Source organism: Streptomyces gossypii (assembly GCF_025165795.1).
Taxonomy (GTDB): Bacteria; Actinomycetota; Actinomycetes; order Streptomycetales; family Streptomycetaceae; genus Streptomyces; species Streptomyces gossypii.
Window position 1 is genome coordinate 569,653 of the sequence record NZ_JAJAGO010000003.1, and the last position, 20,002, is coordinate 589,654.

The 20,002-nt window shown below is 72.8% G+C and carries 17 protein-coding genes and 1 pseudogene; 9 read left to right on the forward strand and 9 right to left on the reverse strand.

The annotated features are described in order from the left end of the window. Nucleotides 1-9 precede the first annotated feature (9 nt). The 4 genes from LHJ74_RS09040 to LHJ74_RS09055 form a co-directional block, all read right to left on the reverse strand. Nucleotides 10-810: a response regulator gene (locus LHJ74_RS09040; protein ID WP_260217324.1), complete on the reverse strand. Its 801-nt coding sequence runs from the start codon at nt 808-810 to the stop codon at nt 10-12. A gap of 12 nt (nt 811-822) precedes the next feature. Beyond that, nucleotides 823-1,581, reverse strand: coding sequence for an LppP/LprE family lipoprotein (locus tag LHJ74_RS09045; protein ID WP_260217325.1), 759 nt, complete (start codon nt 1,579-1,581; stop codon nt 823-825). Beyond that, on the reverse strand, nt 1,569-2,075 hold the full coding sequence (locus tag LHJ74_RS09050; protein ID WP_260217326.1) for a SigE family RNA polymerase sigma factor: 507 nt from the start codon (nt 2,073-2,075) through the stop codon (nt 1,569-1,571). The genes LHJ74_RS09045 and LHJ74_RS09050 overlap by 13 nt, the downstream gene beginning before the upstream one ends. A gap of 254 nt (nt 2,076-2,329) precedes the next feature. Continuing rightward, on the reverse strand, nt 2,330-3,268 hold the full coding sequence (locus LHJ74_RS09055; RefSeq protein ID WP_260217327.1) for an HhH-GPD family protein: 939 nt from the start codon (nt 3,266-3,268) through the stop codon (nt 2,330-2,332). Between the two features lie 274 nt (nt 3,269-3,542). Between LHJ74_RS09055 and LHJ74_RS34150 the strand changes: the two genes are divergently transcribed. Continuing rightward, a complete protein-coding gene (locus LHJ74_RS34150) occupies nt 3,543-5,264 on the forward strand; it encodes a sensor histidine kinase (RefSeq protein ID WP_311203274.1) in 1,722 nt (573 codons plus the stop codon). Next, the gene (locus tag LHJ74_RS09065; RefSeq protein ID WP_260217328.1) at nt 5,261-5,923 is read left to right on the forward strand and encodes a response regulator; all 663 of its coding nucleotides are present in this window, start codon (nt 5,261-5,263) and stop codon (nt 5,921-5,923) included. Before LHJ74_RS34150 ends, LHJ74_RS09065 begins: the two co-directional genes overlap by 4 nt. Here LHJ74_RS09065 and LHJ74_RS09070 read toward each other — a convergent pair. Continuing rightward, on the reverse strand, nt 5,902-6,564 hold the full coding sequence (locus LHJ74_RS09070) for a phosphatase PAP2 family protein (protein ID WP_260217330.1): 663 nt from the start codon (nt 6,562-6,564) through the stop codon (nt 5,902-5,904). The genes LHJ74_RS09065 and LHJ74_RS09070 overlap by 22 nt on opposite strands. A 155-nt stretch (nt 6,565-6,719) precedes the next feature. On the opposite strand from LHJ74_RS09070, the pseudogene LHJ74_RS09075 reads away from it, so the two are divergent. Then, nucleotides 6,720-7,361: pseudogene (locus tag LHJ74_RS09075) on the forward strand (RNA-guided endonuclease InsQ/TnpB family protein); the annotation flags it as partial. Nucleotides 7,362-7,642: 281 nt separating this feature from the next. Next, entirely contained in the window at nt 7,643-8,479 is an 837-nt protein-coding gene (locus LHJ74_RS09080) for a hypothetical protein (protein WP_260217331.1), read from the forward strand. 117 nt (nt 8,480-8,596) lie between these two features. On the opposite strand, the gene LHJ74_RS09085 is transcribed toward LHJ74_RS09080, so the two are convergent. After that, nucleotides 8,597-10,189, reverse strand: a complete 1,593-nt coding sequence (locus LHJ74_RS09085; protein WP_260217332.1) for an aldehyde dehydrogenase (NADP(+)) — start codon at nt 10,187-10,189, stop codon at nt 8,597-8,599. A 126-nt stretch (nt 10,190-10,315) separates the two neighbouring features. On the opposite strand from LHJ74_RS09085, the gene LHJ74_RS09090 reads away from it, so the two are divergent. Next, nucleotides 10,316-11,278, forward strand: coding sequence for a LysR substrate-binding domain-containing protein (locus LHJ74_RS09090; RefSeq protein WP_260217334.1), 963 nt, complete (start codon nt 10,316-10,318; stop codon nt 11,276-11,278). 392 nt (nt 11,279-11,670) lie between these two features. Here the strand turns inward: LHJ74_RS09090 and disA are convergent, their stop codons facing one another. Both disA and radA read right to left on the reverse strand, forming a co-directional pair. Next, nucleotides 11,671-12,810, reverse strand: a complete 1,140-nt coding sequence (gene disA / locus LHJ74_RS09095; protein WP_260217336.1) for a DNA integrity scanning diadenylate cyclase DisA — start codon at nt 12,808-12,810, stop codon at nt 11,671-11,673. Between the two features lie 265 nt (nt 12,811-13,075). Continuing rightward, the gene (gene radA / locus LHJ74_RS09100) at nt 13,076-14,491 is read right to left on the reverse strand and encodes a DNA repair protein RadA (protein WP_260217337.1); all 1,416 of its coding nucleotides are present in this window, start codon (nt 14,489-14,491) and stop codon (nt 13,076-13,078) included. 228 nt (nt 14,492-14,719) lie between these two features. Between radA and LHJ74_RS09105 the strand changes: the two genes are divergently transcribed. Next, a complete protein-coding gene (locus LHJ74_RS09105; protein WP_260217338.1) occupies nt 14,720-16,411 on the forward strand; it encodes a BACON domain-containing protein in 1,692 nt (563 codons plus the stop codon). Between the two features lie 56 nt (nt 16,412-16,467). Here LHJ74_RS09105 and LHJ74_RS09110 read toward each other — a convergent pair whose 3' ends face one another. Continuing rightward, nucleotides 16,468-17,208: a DUF3109 family protein gene (locus LHJ74_RS09110; protein WP_260217385.1), complete on the reverse strand. Its 741-nt coding sequence runs from the start codon at nt 17,206-17,208 to the stop codon at nt 16,468-16,470. Nucleotides 17,209-17,419: 211 nt separating this feature from the next. Between LHJ74_RS09110 and LHJ74_RS09115 the strand changes: the two genes are divergently transcribed. From LHJ74_RS09115 to LHJ74_RS09125, 3 genes are read left to right on the forward strand one after another with little or no spacing between them, the layout of a single operon-like run. Next, entirely contained in the window at nt 17,420-18,352 is a 933-nt protein-coding gene (locus LHJ74_RS09115; protein ID WP_260217339.1) for a Ppx/GppA family phosphatase, read from the forward strand. 56 nt (nt 18,353-18,408) lie between these two features. Next, a complete protein-coding gene (locus tag LHJ74_RS09120; RefSeq protein WP_260217340.1) occupies nt 18,409-19,236 on the forward strand; it encodes a sugar phosphate isomerase/epimerase family protein in 828 nt (275 codons plus the stop codon). Then, nucleotides 19,233-19,913 carry a TetR/AcrR family transcriptional regulator gene (locus LHJ74_RS09125; protein ID WP_375546696.1) on the forward strand — a complete coding sequence of 227 codons (681 nt, stop codon included), beginning with the start codon at nt 19,233-19,235 and terminating at the stop codon, nt 19,911-19,913. The genes LHJ74_RS09120 and LHJ74_RS09125 overlap by 4 nt, the downstream gene beginning before the upstream one ends. Nucleotides 19,914-20,002: the final 89 nt, after the last annotated feature.

Here is a 20,002-nt window from a genome sequence, read left to right on the forward strand (position 1 = left end):
ACCGAGCCCTCAACCCTTCAGCTTGTAGCCGAAGCCGCGGACCGTCTCGATCCGGTCCTGGCCGATCTTGCTGCGCAGCCGCTGCACATGGACGTCGACGACGCGGGTGTCGCCGCCCCAGCCGTAGTCCCACACGCGCTCCAGCAGCCGGTCCCGCGAGAGCACCGTGCCGGGCGCCGCGGAGAACTCCAGCAGCAGCCGCATCTCCGTCGGCGTCAGGGACACCGGACGGCCCGCGGACCGTACCTCCATGCCCTCGGTGTCGACCTCCAGGTCGCCGAAGCGCAGCACCTCGTCCCCCGCGCCGGGTCGCTCGGCCGCCGCCGCGTGGTGCCCGCTCTGCCCCGGATGGGCACCGTAGCCGGTATGGGCGCCGTGGCCGCCCGGTCCCCCGTGCCCGCCCTGGCCACCGTGCCCGTGTCCCGGGGGAACCCCGTTCGCGTGCCCGAAGCGCCGCAGCACCGCACGGATGCGGGCAACCAGCACCGCCCCGTCGAAGGGCTTGGTCACATAGTCGTCCGCCCCCGCCTCCAGCCCCAGCACCACATCGATCGAGTCGGCGCGCGCGGACAGCATGATCACCGGGACGGTGGAGGCGTCCCGGATGCGGCGGCACAGGCTGACACCGTCCAGACCCGGCACCATGACGTCCAGCAGCGCGATGTCGGGCCGGTCGGCGCGGAACGCCTCCAGCCCGGTCAGACCGTCGGCCACCGCCGTCACCACGAAGCCGTCGCGCTCCAGCGCCAGCTGCGTCGCCTCCCTGATGACGTCGTCGTCCTCGACGAAGAGCACGTGGGTCTCGGCCATCTCCTGCTCGCCTCAGTCCTTCCGGGGTTCCACCGACGGGGTGGCCCTCGCCTCGCTGTCGGTGCGCTCGCGCTTCAGTTCCTCGAACACGCCGTCCCGCCACGCGTATGTGATCACGTCGCGGCCCGAGGGACAGCAGATGGGCTCGTCCCCGATGTAGACGTCCCGGGTGACCACCAGCATGCCGCCGTCGCCGAGCTCCGCGGAGACCGGCGGGCGCTCGGCGGCGAAGACGTTCACCAGCGCCCCGCTCGTACTGCGGCGGTAGACGTACGTCCCGACGCCGACGCTGTCCGCGCAGGACGAGACGTTCACGACCAGATCCGCCTGCTTGCCCCCGGTCATCCGCCCGTACTCGACCCCCACCGGATACTGCTCGCCGTCGCACGGCGCCAGATCCCGCTTCACATGGCCACTGACCTTCGGATCACGCCTGAGCACCGAGATCACGGTCGTCTCGTCGACCTTGCGGACCTTGCCGTTCTCCGTGTACGCGGCTTCGTCATCCCCCGACGCCGTGCCGCTGCCCACGCCCGGCTCGGGCTTCGTGCTCGGCACCGGACTGCCGAGGGGCGGGCCTTCGGAGGCGGAGGCGCCCTCGGGCGTCGACGAGACCGCGGGGTTCGGAGCGGCCGAGGCGGTCGGCGATCCCTCCACCCGCACCCCCTCGCCGCTGGCGGCACACCCCGCGACCAGGGTCAGGACGCCCACCGCCAGCGCGAGTGCGGACCGTCGGCTCCCCGTGTGCTCCACCGCCGTCAGGCGGCGCACTCCACGGTCCTCCGCTTCAGCTCCTCGCGCAGTCTGGCCAGTGCGCGGTGCAGCGTGCTCTTCACGGTGCCCGGCGACATGCCCAGCGCCCGAGCAGTGTCCTCGGTACTCATCTGCTCCCAGTGTCGCAGGACCACGACACTGCGCTGCTTGGGCGCCAGTGTGCCCAGCACCTCCATCAGCAGCTCGCGGTCGGCGCGCTGCTCGGAGCCGTCCTCGACGCCCACGACGTCCGGCAGGTGCTCGGTCGGCACCTCCTGGAGCCGGCGGGAACGCCACCACTCCGTACGGGTGTTGATCATCACCCGGCGCAGATAGGCATCGGCGAGGGACTTGTCCGCTATGCCGTCCCACCTGCCGTAGGTGCGGGCAAGTGCGGTCTGGAGCAGATCCTGGGCCTCCATGGGGTCGGTGACCAGCCGGCGGGCGCTGCGCAGCAACGCGTCCTGCCGAGTCCGCACGTACTCCTCGAAGTCCAGCACCTCTGCTGCCACGTCCGCCTCCCGAGCCTGTGAAGTGGGTCGCCCCCCGGTATACGAGGAACATAGGCAGCGGGTGTTGCGGGACCGTGTGCAGCGGGCCTTCGGGAAGCCGTCGGCTGCCCATCGGTTGTGTAACGGCGCTGTGTCGGCCCGTACGCACAGGGGCATCTCCATCCGCCGCCGGGCAGCGTGCCCGAGGGCGGGGCCGACGGCGGGCGGGAGCCTGGGGCCTGGCTGGTCAGGGATCAGGCAGGGGCCGGTCAGGGTCAGGTCTGCGGCAGCCGGTACGCGCCACCCTCCAGCGGCTCCACCAGCCCGTCGGACACCAGCCCGTCCAGCGCCCGCGCCCGCTGCACCGGCTCGTGCCACACCCGGTCCAGCGCCGCCTGCGGCACCGGACCCGCCGAGTCCCGCAGTACGGCCAGCAGCCTGCCGCGCACCTGGCGGTCAGTCCCGGCGTAGCTCTGCGTACGGCGCGGCGGGCCTTCGTACTCGGGCGCGCCCGCCAGCTGCCAGGCGCACTGCGCGGCGATCGGGCAGCGCTCGCACTCCGGCCCGCGAGCCGTGCACACCAGCGCGCCCAGCTCCATCGTGGCCGCCGCCCAGCGCGCGGCAAGCGCCGCCTCCTGCGGCACGAGCGCGCGGGCGAGCTTCCGCTCGGCGGCGGTGGTGGCGTTCGGCGGATACTGCCGCCCGGTCACGGCACGGGCGAACACCCGGCGCACATTGGTGTCCAGCACCGCATGCCGCTGCCCGTACGCGAAGGACGCCACCGCGGCGGCCGTGTACTCGCCGACGCCGGGCAGCGCGAGCAGCTGCGCGTGCTCCCCGGGGACATCGCCGCCGTGCCGTTCCGCTATGGCGGCCGCGGCACCGTGCAGCCGCAGCGCCCGGCGCGGATAGCCCAGCCGCCCCCAGGCGCGTACGGCCTCGCCGGACGGCTCGGCGGCCAGATCAGCCGGGCGCGGCCAGCGTGCGAGCCACTGCTCGTACACCGGGAGCACCCGGGCGACGGGTGTCTGCTGCAGCATGAACTCGCTCACCATGACCCCCCAGGCGCCCGCCTCGGGGCGGCGCCAGGGGAGATCACGGGCGTGCGCGTCGAACCAGTCGACGACGGTTGTGTGGAGGTCTGTGTGGTCGCGGCCGGGGCCGTTGTCGTGGTCCGGTACGGCGTTCGCGGCGTCTTCAGTAGTCGCAGTCATGGCACCGCCGATCCTGGCACGGAGCACGGCACGGCCGAAACGACCACGCCAGGGGAGCGCCGCCGTGATGCAGATAATCCGGATCTGGATGTTGGTCGGTCGACGCTTTGCCCGCTCACGGGGCGGTTTCCTGGTCGAAGCGTCGACCGGTGAAGATCCCCCGCTTTCGCGCGTCCCAAGACCTGACCTTCGTCAGAGGGCGGGGGCGGGAAGCGTCGGTAGCGTCGGGGTGAGGCAGGGGCGGGGCAGGCGGGTGGGTGAGGAGCGGAGCGGGATGGCGGAGAGCGCGGGCGGGCGCGCTGGTGTGGCGGTGCGTGACGGGCTGGTGTGGCTGCTGGTCGCCGTGTGCACCGTCGTCGGAAACGGAATCGACGGCGAGGACGCACCGCCGTCATGGCTGACCGTTCTCGAACTCGTGGTGCTCGCCTTCGCGGTCGTCCTGCTGCGGCGCCGTCCACTGCTGGGGTGGCTGCTCGTCGCGGTCCTCGCGTTGTGCGTCTCGCCGGGGATGCTCAGCCTGGCCGCCGCTCTCGCCGTGGCGAGCTGTCTGCTCGGCCGGCGCAGCGAGCGCACCCGCCCGGCACTGCTCGCGTTCGGCGGCATCGCGCTGCTCGGCACGGTCGGGGTGCTGGTGGAGGTCGGCCAGGGAGTGCGGTACGCCGATCCCGTGTTCGGCTGGCTGATGATGGTGGGCACGCTGCTGTTCGTCGCGGTGTTCCCCTGGCTCGTGGGCCGCTACCGCTGCCAGGACCGGGAGCTGGTGCGGGCGGGCTGGGAGCGGGCGGAGCGTCTGGAGCACGAGCAGCGCATCGTGGCGGCGCAGGCGGGACTGCGGGAGCGCGCCCGTATCGCCGAGGACATGCATGACGCGCTCGGCCACGATCTGAGCCTGATCGCGCTGCGCGCGGGCGCGCTCCAGGTCGCGCCCGACCTGCCGGACGCGCACCGGGCCGCCGTCGCGGAGCTCCGTGCGCAGGCGGCTGCGGCGACCGACCGGTTGCACGAGATCATCGGCGTTCTGCGAGAGCGGACACTGCCGGAGTCGGAGTTCGAGTCGGAGTCCGAGCCGGGACCGGGGCCGCTCGCGCCTGTCGGGGAGCCGCTTCGCGCGCTCGTCGAGCGGGCTGTCTCCTCCGGCCTGCGGGCACGGCTGGTCACGGTCGGGGGCCCGGAGGAGGAGCGGCCCGGTTCGGGGACCCTGCCGCCGGCGGTGGACAGGGCGGCGTACCGCGTGGTGCAGGAGGGGCTGACGAACGCGGCCAAGCACGCGCCGGGCGCGGAGGTGACGGTGACGGTGAGGGCGGCGTGCCCGGAGGGCGCGCGGCCCGGTGCGGTGGCGCGGGTGAGTGTCGCCAACGGGCCGTCGCCGGTGCGGCCCACGGAGCAGTGCGCGCCGGAGCGGACGGTCGCCGGGCGTGCCGGGACCGGGCTGATCGCACTGCGCGAGCGCGTACGGGTGGCAGGTGGCGGGCTGAGTGCGGTGGCCCGGGACGACGGCGGGTTCGTCGTGACGGCCTGGTTTCCGGCGGATCGCGTGAATGGTGCGGGCGGGTCGGACGGTGCGGGGGCTCCGGCCGCCTCCGCCGGTGCCGGTGCCGGACAGAGTGCCGCCGTGCGCCAGTTCGCCCGGGCGCGGCAGGTCGCGCGGCGGCGGATCGCAGTCGCCTCCGCGTGTGCGGGGACGGCCGCCGCGCTCGTCACCGTCGCCGTGCTGGGCTGGTACGCGTACACGACCGCCGAGTCCGTACTGCCCGTCGCGGCCTATGACCGGCTGCGGGTCGGCGACCCGGAGGCGCGGGTGCGGGCCGGGCTGCCGGGGCGGGAGGACGTCGGGCCGCCCGTCGACCGTGCTCCCGCGCTGCCGCACCGGGCGGACTGCGCGTACTACCGTTCGAGCGGCGACCTCTTCACCAGTGTGGACATCTACCGGCTGTGCTTTCGTGACGGCCGGCTGATCAGCAAGAACGTGATCGAGAGGGCGGGGGCGGAGCGATGAGCATCCGGGTGCTGGTGGCGGACGACGAGGCGATGGTGCGCGCGGGCGTACGGGCGATCCTCGGTGCCGACCCGTCCGTCGAGGTCGTGGCCGAGGCGGCGGACGGGCGGCAGGCCGTCGAACTCGCCCGCGCACACCGCCCCGACGTCGCGCTGCTCGACATCCGGATGCCCCGCCTGGACGGCCTCACCGCGGGCGAGGAGATCCTGTGCGCCGGACTGCCGGGTACCGCCGTCGCCATCCTCACCACCTTCGCCGAGGACGCCTACATCGCCCGCGCGCTGAGCGGCGGTGCCACCGGCTTCCTGCTGAAGTCCGGCGATCCGCACGAACTCCTCGCAGGCGTACGGGCGGTGGCCGAGGGCGGCGCCTTCTTCTCCCCGAAGGTGGCCCACCATGTCCTCACCGAGCTCGGCGGCGGCGCGGGCGGGCGCCTCTCCCGCGGCGCGCGTGCCCGTGCCCGTACGGATGAACTCACCGCACGGGAACGCGAGGTGCTCGCGCTGGTGGGGCAAGGGCTGTCCAACGCGGAGATCGCGCGGCGGCTGCATCTGGTGGAGGGCACGGTCAAGGGGCATGTGAGCGCGATCCTCGAACGCCTCCAGGTCGGAAACCGGGTGCAGGCCGCCATCGTCGCCTACGAGTCGGGGCTGGTCTGATCGCGCGGCTCGGCTCGTACGACCGGAATCGGGGACCGGGAGCCCAGAGGCGCCCACGGCCGCGGCAGCAGCCGGACCGCCAGTGCCACCACGCCCGCGCCCAGTACGCCGCCCGCCAGCACATCGTGCGGATAGTGCACACCGAGGAACACACGCGAGACGGCGGTCAGCAGCGCGACGGGCAGCGCCAGCCAGGCCATCGCGCGCCAGAGCAGCAGCACACCGGTGGCGGCGCCCAGGGCGAGCGTCGCGTGGTTGCTGGGGAACGACCAGTCGCCGGACCCGGGGCAGGGCACCAGCGATGGCGCCGCACCCGGCACGGCCCGGCACGGGCGCTCCTCCGCCACCAGCACCTTCGTCAGTTCGCTCAGCCCGTAGGCCACCGCGAGGGCGCCGAGCGCGAGCAGCGCGGACGTTCCGCCGCGTACGCCGCCCGCCTCGCGTAGGCCGTGCTGCCGTGCCGCGCGCCAACAGGCCCATGCCAGCAGGGCGATCAGGAGCAGCAGGCTGCCCTCCGTGCCGTACTCGGCGAGGGTGTGGGCCCAGGTGGGGGAGTCCTCGGCGAAATCGGTGACTTCCCGGTAGAGACCATCGGGCGTGCTGGCCGCGCTCTCCGTGCTGGCGGGGCTCTCGTCGTTCATCGGGTCTCCTTCGTGGATACCCCGTGCATTAGCTGGGGGAGGAAACGATGCTCCTGCGGAGCAGGGCAACGGGCTGGGTTTCGCCGCCAGGGCGGATCGCAGTGCGGTGACCCGCAGGAGTGATCTTTACCTGCGGTCACGCTAGTTTGTGACGCATGGCGACTTCCCACGTGAAGCGGGCTTTCAAGTACCGCTTCTATCCGACCGATGCGCAGGCGGCTGAGCTGTCGCGCACGTTCGGGTGTGTGCGGAAGGTCTACAACCTTGCGTTGGAGGCCCGTACGCGGGCCTGGTAGCAGGGTGAGCGGGTCAACTACAACGCCACATCCGCCATGCTGACCTCGTGGAAGAAGACGGAGGAGATGGCCTACCTGGCCGACGCCTCCTCCGTGCCGCTCCAGCAGTGCCTTCGGCATCTGCAAGGCGCGTTCGTCAGCTTCTGGGAGAAGCGGGGCAAGTACCCGCGCTTCAAGTCCAAGAGGAAGTCGCGAAGGTCGGCGGAGTACACATCCTCCGCGTTCCGCTACCGCGACGGTGCCCTGACGCTGGCCAAGATGCGCGAGCCGCTGGACATCGTCTGGTCCCGCTCCCTTCCCGGGGGCGCTGCACCTTCGACGGTGACGGTCTCCCAGGACAGCGCGGGTCGCTGGTTCGTCTCGATGCTGTGCGAAGACCCGACCGTCAAGCCGTTCCCGAAGACGGATACGGCGGTCGGCATCGACGCGGGGCTGACCCGTCTCCTGACCCTCTCCACCGGTGAGAAGATCGCCAACCCGAGGAGCGAGCGCAGGGACCGCGAGCCGTAAGAACCTCCCCCCTCCGGGGAGGGAGAGCGTCAAGCCGAGAAGCTACGGAGCGGTATGGGCCCCGCGCAGCGTACGAAGGTCAGGTCGCGGGCCTGACTTCCGTCAGGTGTCCGTCAGATGGAGGTGCGGCCGAACACGGGACCGGACAAAGCGCGGGAAACCGAACCCCGCAGCCGCCGGAAACCGCACAAGAACCGCTCATCATAAAAGTCATGGGGCCCAAGCGGTGGGTACCGCCCTGCGGGACGGGTGAAGTCTCGTAAGGTTTCCACGTGGGATCACTGCGCAATCCGATCGGACCTCTTCCCTCCACCATCTACTGGCGGCGGAGGGTCATCGCGCTGTCCGTGCTGGCGCTGCTCGCGCTGCTGATCGTCTGGGCGATGAGTCTCGGCGGCGACGGCGGCGACCAGCGCGCCGAAGCCGGCCGAAAGGACGACAACAACGGCCAGGGCCCGACCGACGCGATCACGCCCGGTCCGTCCGACTCCTCGCCGAGGGTCAGTCAGCGCCCCGGCGGCCGGGACGAGGCGGACGGCGGCGCGGGCTCCGGCGGCGGCGACAGCGACGGTGCTGACGGCGGCGCCGGCGACGCCGACGGCGGAGGTGACGGAGAGAGCGGCGGTACGGGCGGTGGCGACCGCGGCGGTGCGCTCGGCGGCACCGGCGGGAACGTGACCGGTGGCGGTGGCACACCCGGCGGTCCGGGGCTGCCCTCCTGCGGCTCGGGCGTCACCGTGACACTGACCAGCGTCGAGAACGACTACGCGCCCGGTGAGAACCCGAAGCTGGAGCTGACGGTCAAGAACAGCGGCGACAGCGACTGCCGCATCAACCTCGGCCGGGTGGCGACCGTACTCACCATCAGCGACGGCGAGGGCGAGCGGATCTGGTCCTCCGCGGACTGCCCGCCCGACCGCTCCTCGGCCTTCGTCGAGGTCCCGGCGAACGGCGAGACCGTCCAGGACCTCAAGTGGAACCGCAAGCAGAGCAAGCCGGAGTGCGCGAAGGCGCCGTCCGGTTCGCCGAAGCCGGACACCTACCTGGCCGAGGTGAAGGTGAAGGGCCTGCCCGCCGCCGAGGCGTCGTTCGTCCTCACCAAGGACTAGGACCTGCCGGAGCAGGGCCCGTCCGGCGGCGGGAAGCACTGGAGGCACCGGCGCGGAGCCGGTGCCTCCAGTGCTTCCCGAGCGGGAGTGCTTTTCGTGCGGGTCTCGTGGGAGGGCTCAGTGCCTGCCCAGCTCGCCGTCGATCCGGCGCCAGAGCCCGTCCGGGTTGCCGTCCGCCACCGCCGAGGGCAGCAGTGCGGCCGGGACGTCCTGGTAGGCGACCGGACGGAGGAACCGGTCGAGAGCCGAGGTGCCGACCGAGGTGGTCCGCGCGTCCGAGGTGGCGGGGAACGGGCCGCCGTGGACCATCGCGTGCCCCACCTCCACACCCGTGGGCCATCCGTTGAAGAGCACCCGCCCGGCCCGTAGCTCCAGTACGCGCAGCAGCGCCCGTGCCTCCGCCTGGTCGCTCGTGGTGGCGTGCACGGTCGCCGTCAGCTGGCCTTCCAGCGCGTCGGCGACTTCGGTGAGCTGGACGGCGTCCCGGCAGCGGACAACCAGCGAGCAGGAGCCGAAGACCTCCTGCCGCAGCTCCTCCGTACCGAGGAACGCCTCGGCGTCCGTGGCCAGCAGGGCGGCACGGCAGCCGTTGGGCTGCCCGCTCTGGTGGCCGCGGGCCAGGACCGACACCCCGTCCTGTGCGGCGAGCGCGGAGACCGCGCTGTCGTAGGAGCGGGCGATGGGCGGCGTCAGCATCGTGGACGCGGTGCTCTCCTGGACCGCTGCCGCCGCCGCGTCCAGGAACCTGTCCAGCGCGGGCCCCTCGACAGCGAGTACGAGCCCGGGGTTGGTGCAGAACTGGCCGGAGCCGAGGGTCAGCGAGGCGGCGAACTCCGCACCCAGTTCCGGGGCGCGGTCGGTCAGCGCACCGGGCAGCAGGAAGACGGGGTTGACGCTGCTCATCTCGGCATGGACGGGGATCGGCCGTGGCCGCCCGGCTGCGGCCGACATCAGGGCCAGCCCGGCCTGGCGCGAGCCGGTGAACGCCACCGCGTGGATGCGGGGGTCGGTCACCAGCTCGATGCCCAGTTCCGGTCCCAGACCGAAAAGCAGCGAGAAGGTGCCCGGCGGCAGGCCGCAGGACGTGACGGCGTCCGTGACCGCCCTGCCCACCAGCTCGGAGGTACCCGGGTGCGCGTCATGCCCCTTGACCACCACGGGGCAGCCCGCGGCGAGCGCGGAGGCGGTGTCGCCACCGGCGACCGAGAAGGCAAGCGGGAAGTTGCTCGCCCCGAAGACGGCGACCGGGCCGAGCCCCACCGCGCGCTGCCGGATGTCGGAGCGCGGCAGCGGGGTGCGCTCGGGCCGGGCCGGGTCGATGCGTGCACCGGCCCAGCTGCCCTCCCGTACCAGCTCGGCGAAGAGCCGCAACTGGCCGGTCGTACGGCCCCGCTCACCCGTGAGGCGGGCGACGGGGAGCCCGCTCTCGGCGTGGGCCCGTGCGATCAGCGGATCGCCGAGCGCCTCGATGTTGTCGGCGATCGTCTCCAGGAAGTCGGCGCGCCGTGCGCCGGTCGTGTGGCGGAAGGCGTCGAACGCCGCGTCCGCCGCCTCACACGCCTGGGCGACTTCGGGGGCACCGCCGTGGCCGAAGGGCGGCTCCAGTTCGGCGTCGGTGGCGGGATTCACCGCGCGGACGTGCCTGCCCGCGCCGAATACCGGCGTACCGGCGATCAGCATGTGTCCGGTCGGTTCGGTCACCGTGGCCATTTCCGTCCTTTTCTGAGCAGGTCGACCGTCTCGCGGCAGCTCATGTCGGTTCGGGCCGACAGTAGACTGGCCCGTCAATGCGCGTCCAAATCAATTAAGGCATTCACTGATACCGGAAAAGCATCGATGTTCACCTTCAGCCAGCTGACCAGCTTCGTCGCCGTCGCCGAGGAACTCCACTTCGGGCGGGCCGCAAAGCGCCTGCGCATCACCCAGCCGCCGCTGAGCCGCCAGATCCAGCAGCTTGAGCGGGAGCTGAACGCGCAGCTGCTGGAGCGCGGCAGCCGGGCGATCCGCCTCACACCGGCCGGACAGGCGTTCCTGCGGGACGCCCGCCGGCTGCTGCACGAGGCGGAGAGCGCGGCGCTGGCGATCCGGCGGGTGAGCGCCGGACGGTCCGGGCTGGTACGGATCGGTTTCACCGCGACCTCCGCGTACGAGGTGCTCGGCGGGCTGCTCGGTGCCGCCCGCGGGCGGCTGCCGCACGTCGACGTGGTGCTGAGCGAGCTCGTCAGCCGTGAGCAGCTCGAACTGCTGTCCGCCGGAGCGCTCGACCTCGGGCTGATGCGCCCGCCCGTCGCCCGCGCCGACCTGGTCTCCCGGCCGATCGTCTCCGAGCCGCTGCTCGCGGCGCTGCCCCCGGGCCACCCGCTGGCCGAGGAGAACGGACCGCTGCGGCTCGCGGACTTCCAGGACCAGGACATGGTGATGTACTCGCCGACGGAGGCGCGCTACCTCCACGAGCTGGTCGTCAGCGTCTTCCGCGGCGCGGACGTCACCCCCGTCTACACGCAGTACGTCACCCAGATCCACACGATTCTGGCCCTCGTACAGGCGGGGCTCGGCCTCGCGCTCGTCCCGGCGGCGGCGGCCCGGCTGCGCTTCAAGGCGGTTGCGTTCCGCCCGGTCGCCCTGCCCGAGCCGTACCCGGTCGAACTGTCCGCCACCTGGCGGCAGGGCAACGACAACCCGGCACTGGCCGCGCTGCTCTCCCTCCTCGACTCCATCGACCTCTCCGAAGGCCGCACGGGCCGCTCACTACCGCCGCTCGACACCCCGAACGAACCAGGCCGCACCGCCTTCCCGTGACCGCGTGCCCGGCCGGTGCGGGCGGGGGGACGCCGCGCCGCTGTCCAGCGGGCGCGGGGCGTCGGAGTCGGGCCGGCCCGCACGGCCCGTGACCGCGTGCCCGGCCGGTGCGGTGCGGGGTACGGCGGGCTGCCGCCCAGGTGGACGTGCGGCTTGGCGCAGGCCGCCCCGTAGGCCGTGCCGCACAGCCCGCGCGAGCACCGGCCGGTGCGTGAGGTCGTGGCCGTCCTTCGCCCGCCCTGCGGGTGAAGACGGTCCTTCGACCCCCTACCCGCCCGCCATCGGCGGGGCGGGGGCCGGGCCGTCGGCTCAGCGCCGTACGGCAAGATCCAAACGAGAGACCTCAGGGCGTGCCGGACCCCGCGAGACAGGCGGGACTTCTCAAACACGCCCTAGACGTAACGCTCCAGGATGGAGGACTCCGCCAGCCGCGAGAGCCCTTCGCGGACGGAGCGTGCGCGGGCCTCTCCGACGCCGTCCACCGTCTGGAGGTCGTCGACGCTCGCGGCGAGCAGCTTCTGCAGCCCGCCGAAGTGGTCGACCAGCCGGTCGATCACCGCGCCGGGCAGTCTCGGCACCTTCGCCAGCAGGCGGAACCCGCGTGGCGAGACGGCCGAGTCGAGGATCTCGGGGGAGCCTGAGTAGCCCAGCGCCCGCGCCACCGTGGAGAGTTCGAGCAGCTCGGTGTGGCTGAGCCGGTCCAGGTCGTTCAGCGCTTCCGCGACCGTACGGGACCTGCGCCCGGTGCCGGTGGGCTCCGGCACGTAGTCGCGGGCGACCAGTTCGCGTTCTGGTTCGACGCCCGCGATCAGCTCGTCGAGCTGGAGCGACAGGAGCCTGCCGTCGGTGCCGAGTTCGACGACGTACTCGGCGATCTCCGTCGCGATCCGCCGCACCATCTCGAGCCGCTGTGCGACGGCCGTCACATCGCGGACCGTCACCAAGTCCTCGATCTCCAGCGCGGAGAGCGTCCCGGCGACTTCGTCGAGCCGCAGTTTGTACCGCTCCAGGGTCGCCAGTGCCTGGTTGGCCCGGGAGAGGATGGCGGCGGAGTCCTCCAGGACGCGCCGCTGCCCGTCCACGTACAGAGCGATCAGCCGCATGGACTGGCTGACCGACACCACCGGGAAGCCGGTCTGGATGGAGACACGCTGGGCGGTGCGGTGCCGGGTGCCGGTCTCCTCGGTCGGGATCGACGCGTCGGGAACGAGCTGCACCCCCGCTCGTACGATCTTGGTCAGTTCCCGGTCCACGATGAGCGCGCCGTCCAGCTTGCACAGCTCGCGCAGCCGGGTCGCGGCGAACTCGACGTTCAGGACGAAGCCGCCGGTGCACAGCGATTCGACGGTCTTGTCGACTCCGAGGACGATCAGTGCGCCGGTGTTCCCGCGGAGGATCCGCTCCAGGCCGTCGCGCAGCGCCGTACCGGGCGCGACCGCGCTCAGCGTGGTGCGCATCAAGCCGTCGGCGCGGGAGCTCCCCTGGCTCCCACCGGCCCTGCCGGGAGCTGCTGCCCGGTCGTTGGCTGCCACTGCACTCCTTCGGTCGTGCGGGTGCCTGTCGGCATCGGTTGCCGTCTTCGGCGCTGCCCGCAAATGCCCGGCTTCGCCCCGTGAACTGCCCGGGACTGGTGCCGGGCGGAATCGCCGCGACACAGCCGCGGCACCCCATGTCCTTACCGAGGCATCGCCGTGCCCATTACTTCGTCGACAGGCTGGGTACGTCCAGTGTCTGGGCCGGGTTTCGCGTCGCGGGCCCGGTGCGAAACCCGGAACAGACCCTAGACCGGGGCAAAGTCTACCGGCGGGCCGCCTCCTCGTGTGGCGCGCTCCGCGCGGGGCGGGACGGCAGCACTCCCAGCGCCTCTCCGACGTTCGCCACCACCTGTACCCGCATGCCCTCGGGGATCTTCCCGGGGTCGGCCGGTACGAGTGCGTGCGTGAAGCCGAGCCGGGCCGCTTCGGCCAGCCGCCGCTGCACGCCGGTTACCCGCCGCACCTCTCCGGCCAGCCCCACTTCGCCGACGGCGACGAGGTTCTGCGGCAGTGGTGAGTCGCTCGCCGCGCTCGCCAGTGCCAGTGCCACCGCCAGGTCTGCGGCGGGTTCCGTCAGCTTCACGCCGCCGACCGTGGCGCTGTAGATGTCCCGCTTGCCCAGCGCGCTGATCCGGCCGCGCTGCTCCAGCACGGCCAGCATCATGGACACCCGGGAGGTCTCCAGCCCTGAGGTCGTACGGCGCGGGGAGGGGATCTGGCTGTCGACGGTCAGCGCCTGCACCTCGGCGACCAGCGGCCGCCTGCCCTCCAGGGTGACGGTCAGACAGGTGCCGGGCACGGGGGCGTCGCGCCGGGTGAGGAAGAGGCCCGACGGGTCGGCGAGGCCGGTGATGCCCTCGTCGTGCAGCTCGAAGCAGCCGACCTCGTCCGTCGCCCCGTAGCGGTTCTTCACCCCGCGCACCAGCCGCAGCCGGTTGTGCCGGTCGCCCTCGAACTGGAGCACCACGTCGACGAGATGCTCCAGCAGCCGGGGCCCGGCGATCCCGCCGTCCTTCGTGACATGGCCCACCAGGATGGTGGACATGCCGCGCTCCTTCGACGCGCGGATCAGCGCGGCGGCGACCTCGCGCACCTGGGCGACCCCGCCGGGCGCTCCGTCGATCTCCGGCGAGGCGACGGTCTGCACCGAGTCCATCACCAGGAGTGAGGGCTGCACGGCGTCCAGATGGGCCAGCACGGCCGAAAGGTCGGTCTCGGCGGCCAGGAACAGGTCGTCGTTGATCGCGCCGATGCGGTCGGCCCGCAGCCGGACCTGGGCGGCGGACTCCTCGCCCGTCACATAGAGCGTGCGGTCCTCGGGGCCGGCCGCCTTCGCTGCGACGTCCAGCAGCAGCGTCGACTTGCCGACGCCCGGTTCGCCCGCGAGCAGCACGACCGCTCCGGGCACCAGCCCGCCGCCCAGCACCCGGTCCAGCTCGGGCACGCCGGTGCCGCGGGCGGTGGCCTGCTTGCTGTCCACCTGCCCGATCGGCAGCGCGGCGGCGGAGACCCGGCCGGGCGCGGTCGTACGGACGGCGGGGGTGCCACCGGTCTCCTCGACCGTGCCCCATGCCTGGCACTCGTGGCAGCGGCCGAGCCACTTGGCGGTAGTCCAGCCGCAGTCGGTGCAGCGGTAGGAGGGTCGGTCCTTGGCGGACGACTTACGGGGGGCAGCCATGGCGCCACCGTATCCGCGGCCACCGACACGGCAGTCGTCGCCGTCGGATGCCTGCCGGTTCCCCAGCAATCCCGGTCGACCCCCGTCGATCCCCGTCGGTTCGGCGCCGCGCGCGAGTGGCAGTTTGAGTCCCGGTCTTGTCCCCTTTTGAGGGAGATGTTCACCCATAAGGATTAAACAGCCGCCTGCTGGTCCGATGAACGACGTCTGCCGCCCTACGGTCGCCGGATGAAGAGCAGCAGGCGCGAGCACCCCACGCACACCACCGGCGCCCACCGAGCGCACCCGGTGCGGCGGTCGTCGCACGCCCAGCGCTCCGAACGCTACGGGCCCTATCTCGACGGACTGTTCACCTACTGCCTTTCGGTCATGTGCGAACACGACGCCGCTACCGCCGCCCTCGGCGAGGCGCTGGCCGTAGCTGAGCGGCAGCTCGACCGCGGCCGGGCGCCGTCCGCGCAGGCCCGCCGCCGCCCCTGGTTCTACGCGCTGACCCGCTGGGCCTGTCTGCGCAGGCTCGCCGCACGCAGCGCGGCCGACGGCGGCCGTACGGGCACCGCGGCCCCGCAGCTCTCGGCCGCCGCCACCCACCAGCGCCGCCGTGAACTGGCCGCGCTCGCCTGGCCGGAGGCCGCGGGCACCGCACCCGACCAGCGCGAGGCGCTGGAGCTGGCCGTGCGCCACGGGCTGCCGGTCAGCGAGGTCGCCGCCGTCCTCTCGCTTTCCACCGAGGCGGCGGGCGAGCTGCTCACCAGCGCCGCCTGCGAGGTCGAACGCACCCGTGCGGCGCTCGCGGTCGTCGAGTCCGGCGGCTGCCAGGCGGTCGCCCGGCTGGCCGGGGACGACCGGCTGCTGCTGGGCACCGCGCTGCGCCGTGAACTGGTGCGCCATGTCGACGACTGCGCGGAGTGCCGCCGGGTCGCCGAGCGGGCGATGGCCGGGATCTCCTGGCCCGGTACGGCGCCGGGCGGCGCGGCGCCGCTCGCCGTGCTCCAGGCGCCGCGTCCGGCCGTGCACGCGGCCCAGCGTGCGGCACAGCGCGCCCGCTGCGTCCACAATCCCCGCTTCGACAGGGACGGCTTCCCGGTCGAGCTGAAGGACCGCGCCGCCCGGCGTGACCGCCTGCGCAGCCGGGCCGTCACCACCACCGTGGTGGCGACGGTCGTCGCGGCACCCGTGCTCGCCCTCTGGGCGGCGTACCGGGGCGCGCCGGTCACGGGCGAGGGGCATGAGGCGTCAACCATCTCCGCCACCGACCGTGACGACGACGGTCTGGACGGACGCCCGTACGAGAACGCGGGCCGCGCCGACCGCGAGCAGGGCAACCGCTACGGGCCCCGTACGGACGGCGTCTCGGTGGCCGTCGAGAACCCGGACGGTTCCGCGGGCGGCGACCGCTCCGGCAGCGGGCGGCTCGACGTACGGGCCCGGCACATCGGCAACGGCGCGGTGATCACCCTCACGGCGACCGGCCGGAGTGCCGTGCGCTGGTCGGCGTCAACGGACGCGGGATGGGTCTCACTCAGCCACACCTCGGGCACCCTGCGGCCGGGCGCGTCGGTCTCCTTGACGGCGTTCGTCGACAAGGCGGCGGAGCCGTCGGGTGCGTGGGCCGCACGCCTCCGCATCGCGCCGTCGGGCGCCGTGATCACGCTGGAGGGCCACGGTGAGGCAGCCCCGGCCCCGGGCGATCCTCCGCCGCCCGGCTCGCAGGCGCCGGCGGAGCCCGATCCGCCGCCGGCCTCCGACCCCGATCCGGACCCCGGGCCGGGGAACCCTGGCGGCCCGGAGGATCCCGGTCCGTCGGCAGAGCCGACGCCCTCCCCGGATCCCACCCCGAGCCCCTCCGAGCCGCCCCCGTCCGAGCCGGAAGACCCCGAGCCCCCCACCGGTTCGGAACCCACCTCCTCCTCCGCCTGAACCCCGTCCGCCTGACCCCGGTCGGGCTCAGGCGGATCCGGTGCCCGGGCGAGTGTTCATGCAGACCCGACAGGGTCCGCAGGGTGGGGCGCGAGAAGGGGCAGCTGGGAGGCGAGTCGCTCCGCGCACAGGGCTGCCAGCCGCTCGTACCCCTCCGCTCCCATCAGCTCCGTCAGCTCCGGCCGGTACGACTCGTACACCGGCTTGCCCGCCCCGTGCGCCGACGGCGCCGACGTGCACCACCAGTGCAGGTCGTGGCCGCCGGAGCCCCAGCCCCGGCGGTCGTACTCCCCGATGGAGACATAGAGCACCTGCTCGCCGTCCGGCCGCTCCACCCACTCGTAGGTGCGCCGGATGGGCAGCTGCCAGCAGACGTCCGGCTTGGTCTCCAGCGGTTCGCGGCCCTCCCGCAGTGCGAGAGTGTGCAGCGCGCACCCCTGGCCGCCGGGGAAGCCGGGGCGGTTGTGGAAGATGCAGGCGCCCTTCCAGCGGCGGGTCTGCCGCTCCCCGTCGTCGTCGACCTCCGTCCAGCCGGAGGCCGTACCCGTCTCGTGGAACTGCCAGCTCTCGGGGGTCAGCCGTGCCACGTGCGTGGCGACCCGGGCCTCGTCCTCCTCGTCGGTGAAGTGGGCCCCGAGTGTGCAGCAGCCGTCCGAGGCGCGGCCCTGCTGGATGCCCTGGCAGCCCTGACCGAACACGCAGTTCCACCGGGAGGTCAGCCATGTCAGGTCGCAGCGGAAGACCTGTTCCGGATCGGCCGGGTCGGGAAACTCCACCCAGGCCCGGGTGAACTCCAGCGGAGTCTCCTCGGCCCGCGCTTCGGCCTCCGGCTCGGCAGGGCCGCCGCCCTTCCCGCGCGGTTCGCCCTGCTCGTCCCGCTTCTTGCGCTTCGTCGCTTTCGTCTTACCCACGCCCCCAGCGTAACGACCTGCGCCGGGTCGTTACGACCTCGTCCGCGACAGGGTGTAAGTGTGATGTCCACGCGCGTGGGCGGATAGCGTGCTGTGTATGAGACTCGGTGTCCTCGACGTGGGTTCGAATACGGTCCACCTCCTCGTGGTGGACGCGCATCGCGGTGCGCGTCCTCTGCCTGCCTATTCGCACAAGGCGGAACTGAAGCTCTCCGCTCTGCTCGACGAGAACGGCGCCATCAGTCCGGACGGCATAGCCCGGCTGACCGCGACGGTCAACGAGGCGCGGGAGGTCGCGGAGGACAAGGGCGTCGAGGATGTGCTGCCGTTCGCCACCTCCGCCGTACGCGACGCCGCGAACGCCGAGAGCGTCCTCGCCCGCGTCGCGGAGGACACCGACGTGAAGCTCCAGGTCCTCTCCGGCGAGGACGAGGCGCGGCTCACCTTCCTCGCGGTCCGTCGCTGGTTCGGCTGGTCGGCGGGGCGGCTGATGGTCATCGACATCGGCGGCGGCTCACTGGAGATCGCCTACGGCCTGGACGAGGCGCCGGACGCCGCCGTCTCCCTCCCGCTGGGCGCCAGCCGCCTCACCGGGGACCGGCTGCCCGGCGACCCGCCTTCGACGGAGGACGTACGGGCGCTGCGCCGCCATGTGCGCGCGGAGATCGCCCGGGTGGTGGGGGAGTTCAGCCGCTTCAGCCCGCCCGACCATGTGGTGGCCACCTCCAAGACCTTCAAGCAGCTCGCCCGGCTCGCGGGCGCGCCCCGCTCTGGCGAGGGCAGTTACGTACAGCGGGAGCTGGACCGCAAGACGCTGGTGGAGTGGGTGCCGCAGCTTGCCGCGATGACCGCCGAGCAGCGGGCGGAGCTCCCGGGCGTGTCCGAGGGCCGCGCTGACCAGCTGCTGGCGGGAGCGGTGGTCGCGGAGGCGGTGATGGATCTGTTCGGCGTGGAGACGCTGGAGGTCTGTCCGTGGGCGCTGCGCGAGGGCGTGATCCTGCGCCGCCTTGACCAACTGGGTACGGCGTGAGGGGCGGGGCGCGGGCCCGCCGTAGGCTGTGACGCGTGGTGCAACCATCGGTGCGTATGCCAGCGGCCAAGGTCGCGCTGTCCACGGCGTCCGTATATCCCGAGTCGACTGCGGCGGCTTTCGAGATCGCGTCCCGGCTCGGCTTCGACGGTGTCGAGGTCATGGTGTGGACCGATCCCGTCAGCCAGGACGTCGAGGCGCTCCGGCGGCTCGCCGACGCGTACGGTGTGCCGATCCTCGCCGTGCACGCCCCCTGCCTGCTGATCACCCAGCGTGTCTGGTCCACCGATCCATGGACGAAGCTCCAGCGGGCCCGCTCGGCCGCCGAGCGGCTCGGTGCCACCACGGTTGTCGTGCACCCGCCGTTCCGCTGGCAGCGCGCGTACGCGCGTGACTTCGTCAGCGGCATCTGGCGGATGGCCGAGGAGACGGACGTACGCTTCGCCGTCGAGAACATGTTCCCGTGGCGCTACCGGGACCGCGAGATGATGGCGTACGCCCCCGGCTGGGACCCCACGGACGAGGATTACCGGCACTTCACGATCGACCTGTCGCACACGGCCACCTCCCGTACCGACACCCTCGCCATGGTCGACCGGATGGGCGACCGGCTCGGGCATGTCCACATCGCCGACGGACAGGGCTCCGGCAAGGACGAGCATCTGGTGCCGGGCCGGGGCGACCAGCCGTGCGCCGAGCTGTTGCAGCAGCTGAGCGCGAACCGCTTCGGCGGGCACGTCGTGGTGGAGGTCAACACCCGGCGCGCCATGTCCGCCGCCGAACGGGAGACCGATCTGACGGAGGCGCTGGAGTTCACCCGCCGCCATCTCCTGCGCGGCGAGTCGTGCGACAGCAGCCCCGGCGGCCGGGCGGCGCGCCCGTGACCGCCCGGCCGGCGGCCGGGCACGGCCGCAAGCGGGGCCGCCCCTCGCTGGCAGCGCGGGTGGCGGGAGAACCGGCGGCGCCCGAGCGCATCCTCTCCTCCGCCCGCACCGAATTCGCCGCACGCGGCTACGACAAGGCGTCGATCCGGGCGATCGCCCGGGGGGCGGAAGTCGACCCGGCACTGGTGCACCACTACTTCGGCACCAAGGAGCAGGTCTTCGAGAAGGCGGTGGAGACCGCCTTCTCACCCGCGGTGGCGGCCCGCGACCAGGCGCTCGCCGTTGATCTCGACCAGGTCGGCGAGACGATGACCCGCTTCATCTTCCGGGTCTGGGGCAACGCCGTCACCCGCGAGCCGCTGCTGGCAATCGTGCGTTCGGCCGTAAACAACGAGACGGCCGCCGCGATCTTCCGCCGGCTGGTGACGCGGCAGCTGCTGTCCGTACTGGCGGGCAGGCTGACGGCCCCGGACGCCGAGCTGAGGGTGGAGCTGGCGGTCGCACAGCTGGTCGGTACGGCGATGCTGCGCTATGTGATCAAGGTCGAGCCGTTGGCCTCCACGGATGCGGAGGTCCTGATCGCGCGGCTCGCACCGGTGGTCCAGCACCATCTGACGGGGGCGGACCTGGGGATCGCCGGGGCAGGCCGGGAGCTGACCGGGACTGACCGGGACTGACCGAAGCTGCCCGGTACTGCCCGGAACCGACGGGCGGCCCCCTTTCGAGGTCTCACCATCCGGGCGAGGTGTCCGGATCCCGGATTCGG

Coding starts and splice junctions, on each gene's coding strand:
- LHJ74_RS09040 (WP_260217324.1), bottom strand. CDS start 810: ATGGCCGAGACCCACGTGCTCTTCGTCGAGGACGACGACGTCATCAGG.
- LHJ74_RS09055 (WP_260217327.1), bottom strand. CDS start 3,268: ATGACTGCGACTACTGAAGACGCCGCGAACGCCGTACCGGACCACGAC.
- LHJ74_RS34150 (WP_311203274.1), top strand. CDS start 3,543: ATGGCGGAGAGCGCGGGCGGGCGCGCTGGTGTGGCGGTGCGTGACGGG.
- LHJ74_RS09065 (WP_260217328.1), top strand. CDS start 5,261: ATGAGCATCCGGGTGCTGGTGGCGGACGACGAGGCGATGGTGCGCGCG.
- LHJ74_RS09070 (WP_260217330.1), bottom strand. CDS start 6,564: ATGAACGACGAGAGCCCCGCCAGCACGGAGAGCGCGGCCAGCACGCCC.
- LHJ74_RS09085 (WP_260217332.1), bottom strand. CDS start 10,189: ATGGCCACGGTGACCGAACCGACCGGACACATGCTGATCGCCGGTACG.
- LHJ74_RS09090 (WP_260217334.1), top strand. CDS start 10,316: ATGTTCACCTTCAGCCAGCTGACCAGCTTCGTCGCCGTCGCCGAGGAA.
- radA (WP_260217337.1), bottom strand. CDS start 14,491: ATGGCTGCCCCCCGTAAGTCGTCCGCCAAGGACCGACCCTCCTACCGC.
- LHJ74_RS09105 (WP_260217338.1), top strand. CDS start 14,720: ATGAAGAGCAGCAGGCGCGAGCACCCCACGCACACCACCGGCGCCCAC.
- LHJ74_RS09115 (WP_260217339.1), top strand. CDS start 17,420: ATGAGACTCGGTGTCCTCGACGTGGGTTCGAATACGGTCCACCTCCTC.
- LHJ74_RS09120 (WP_260217340.1), top strand. CDS start 18,409: ATGCCAGCGGCCAAGGTCGCGCTGTCCACGGCGTCCGTATATCCCGAG.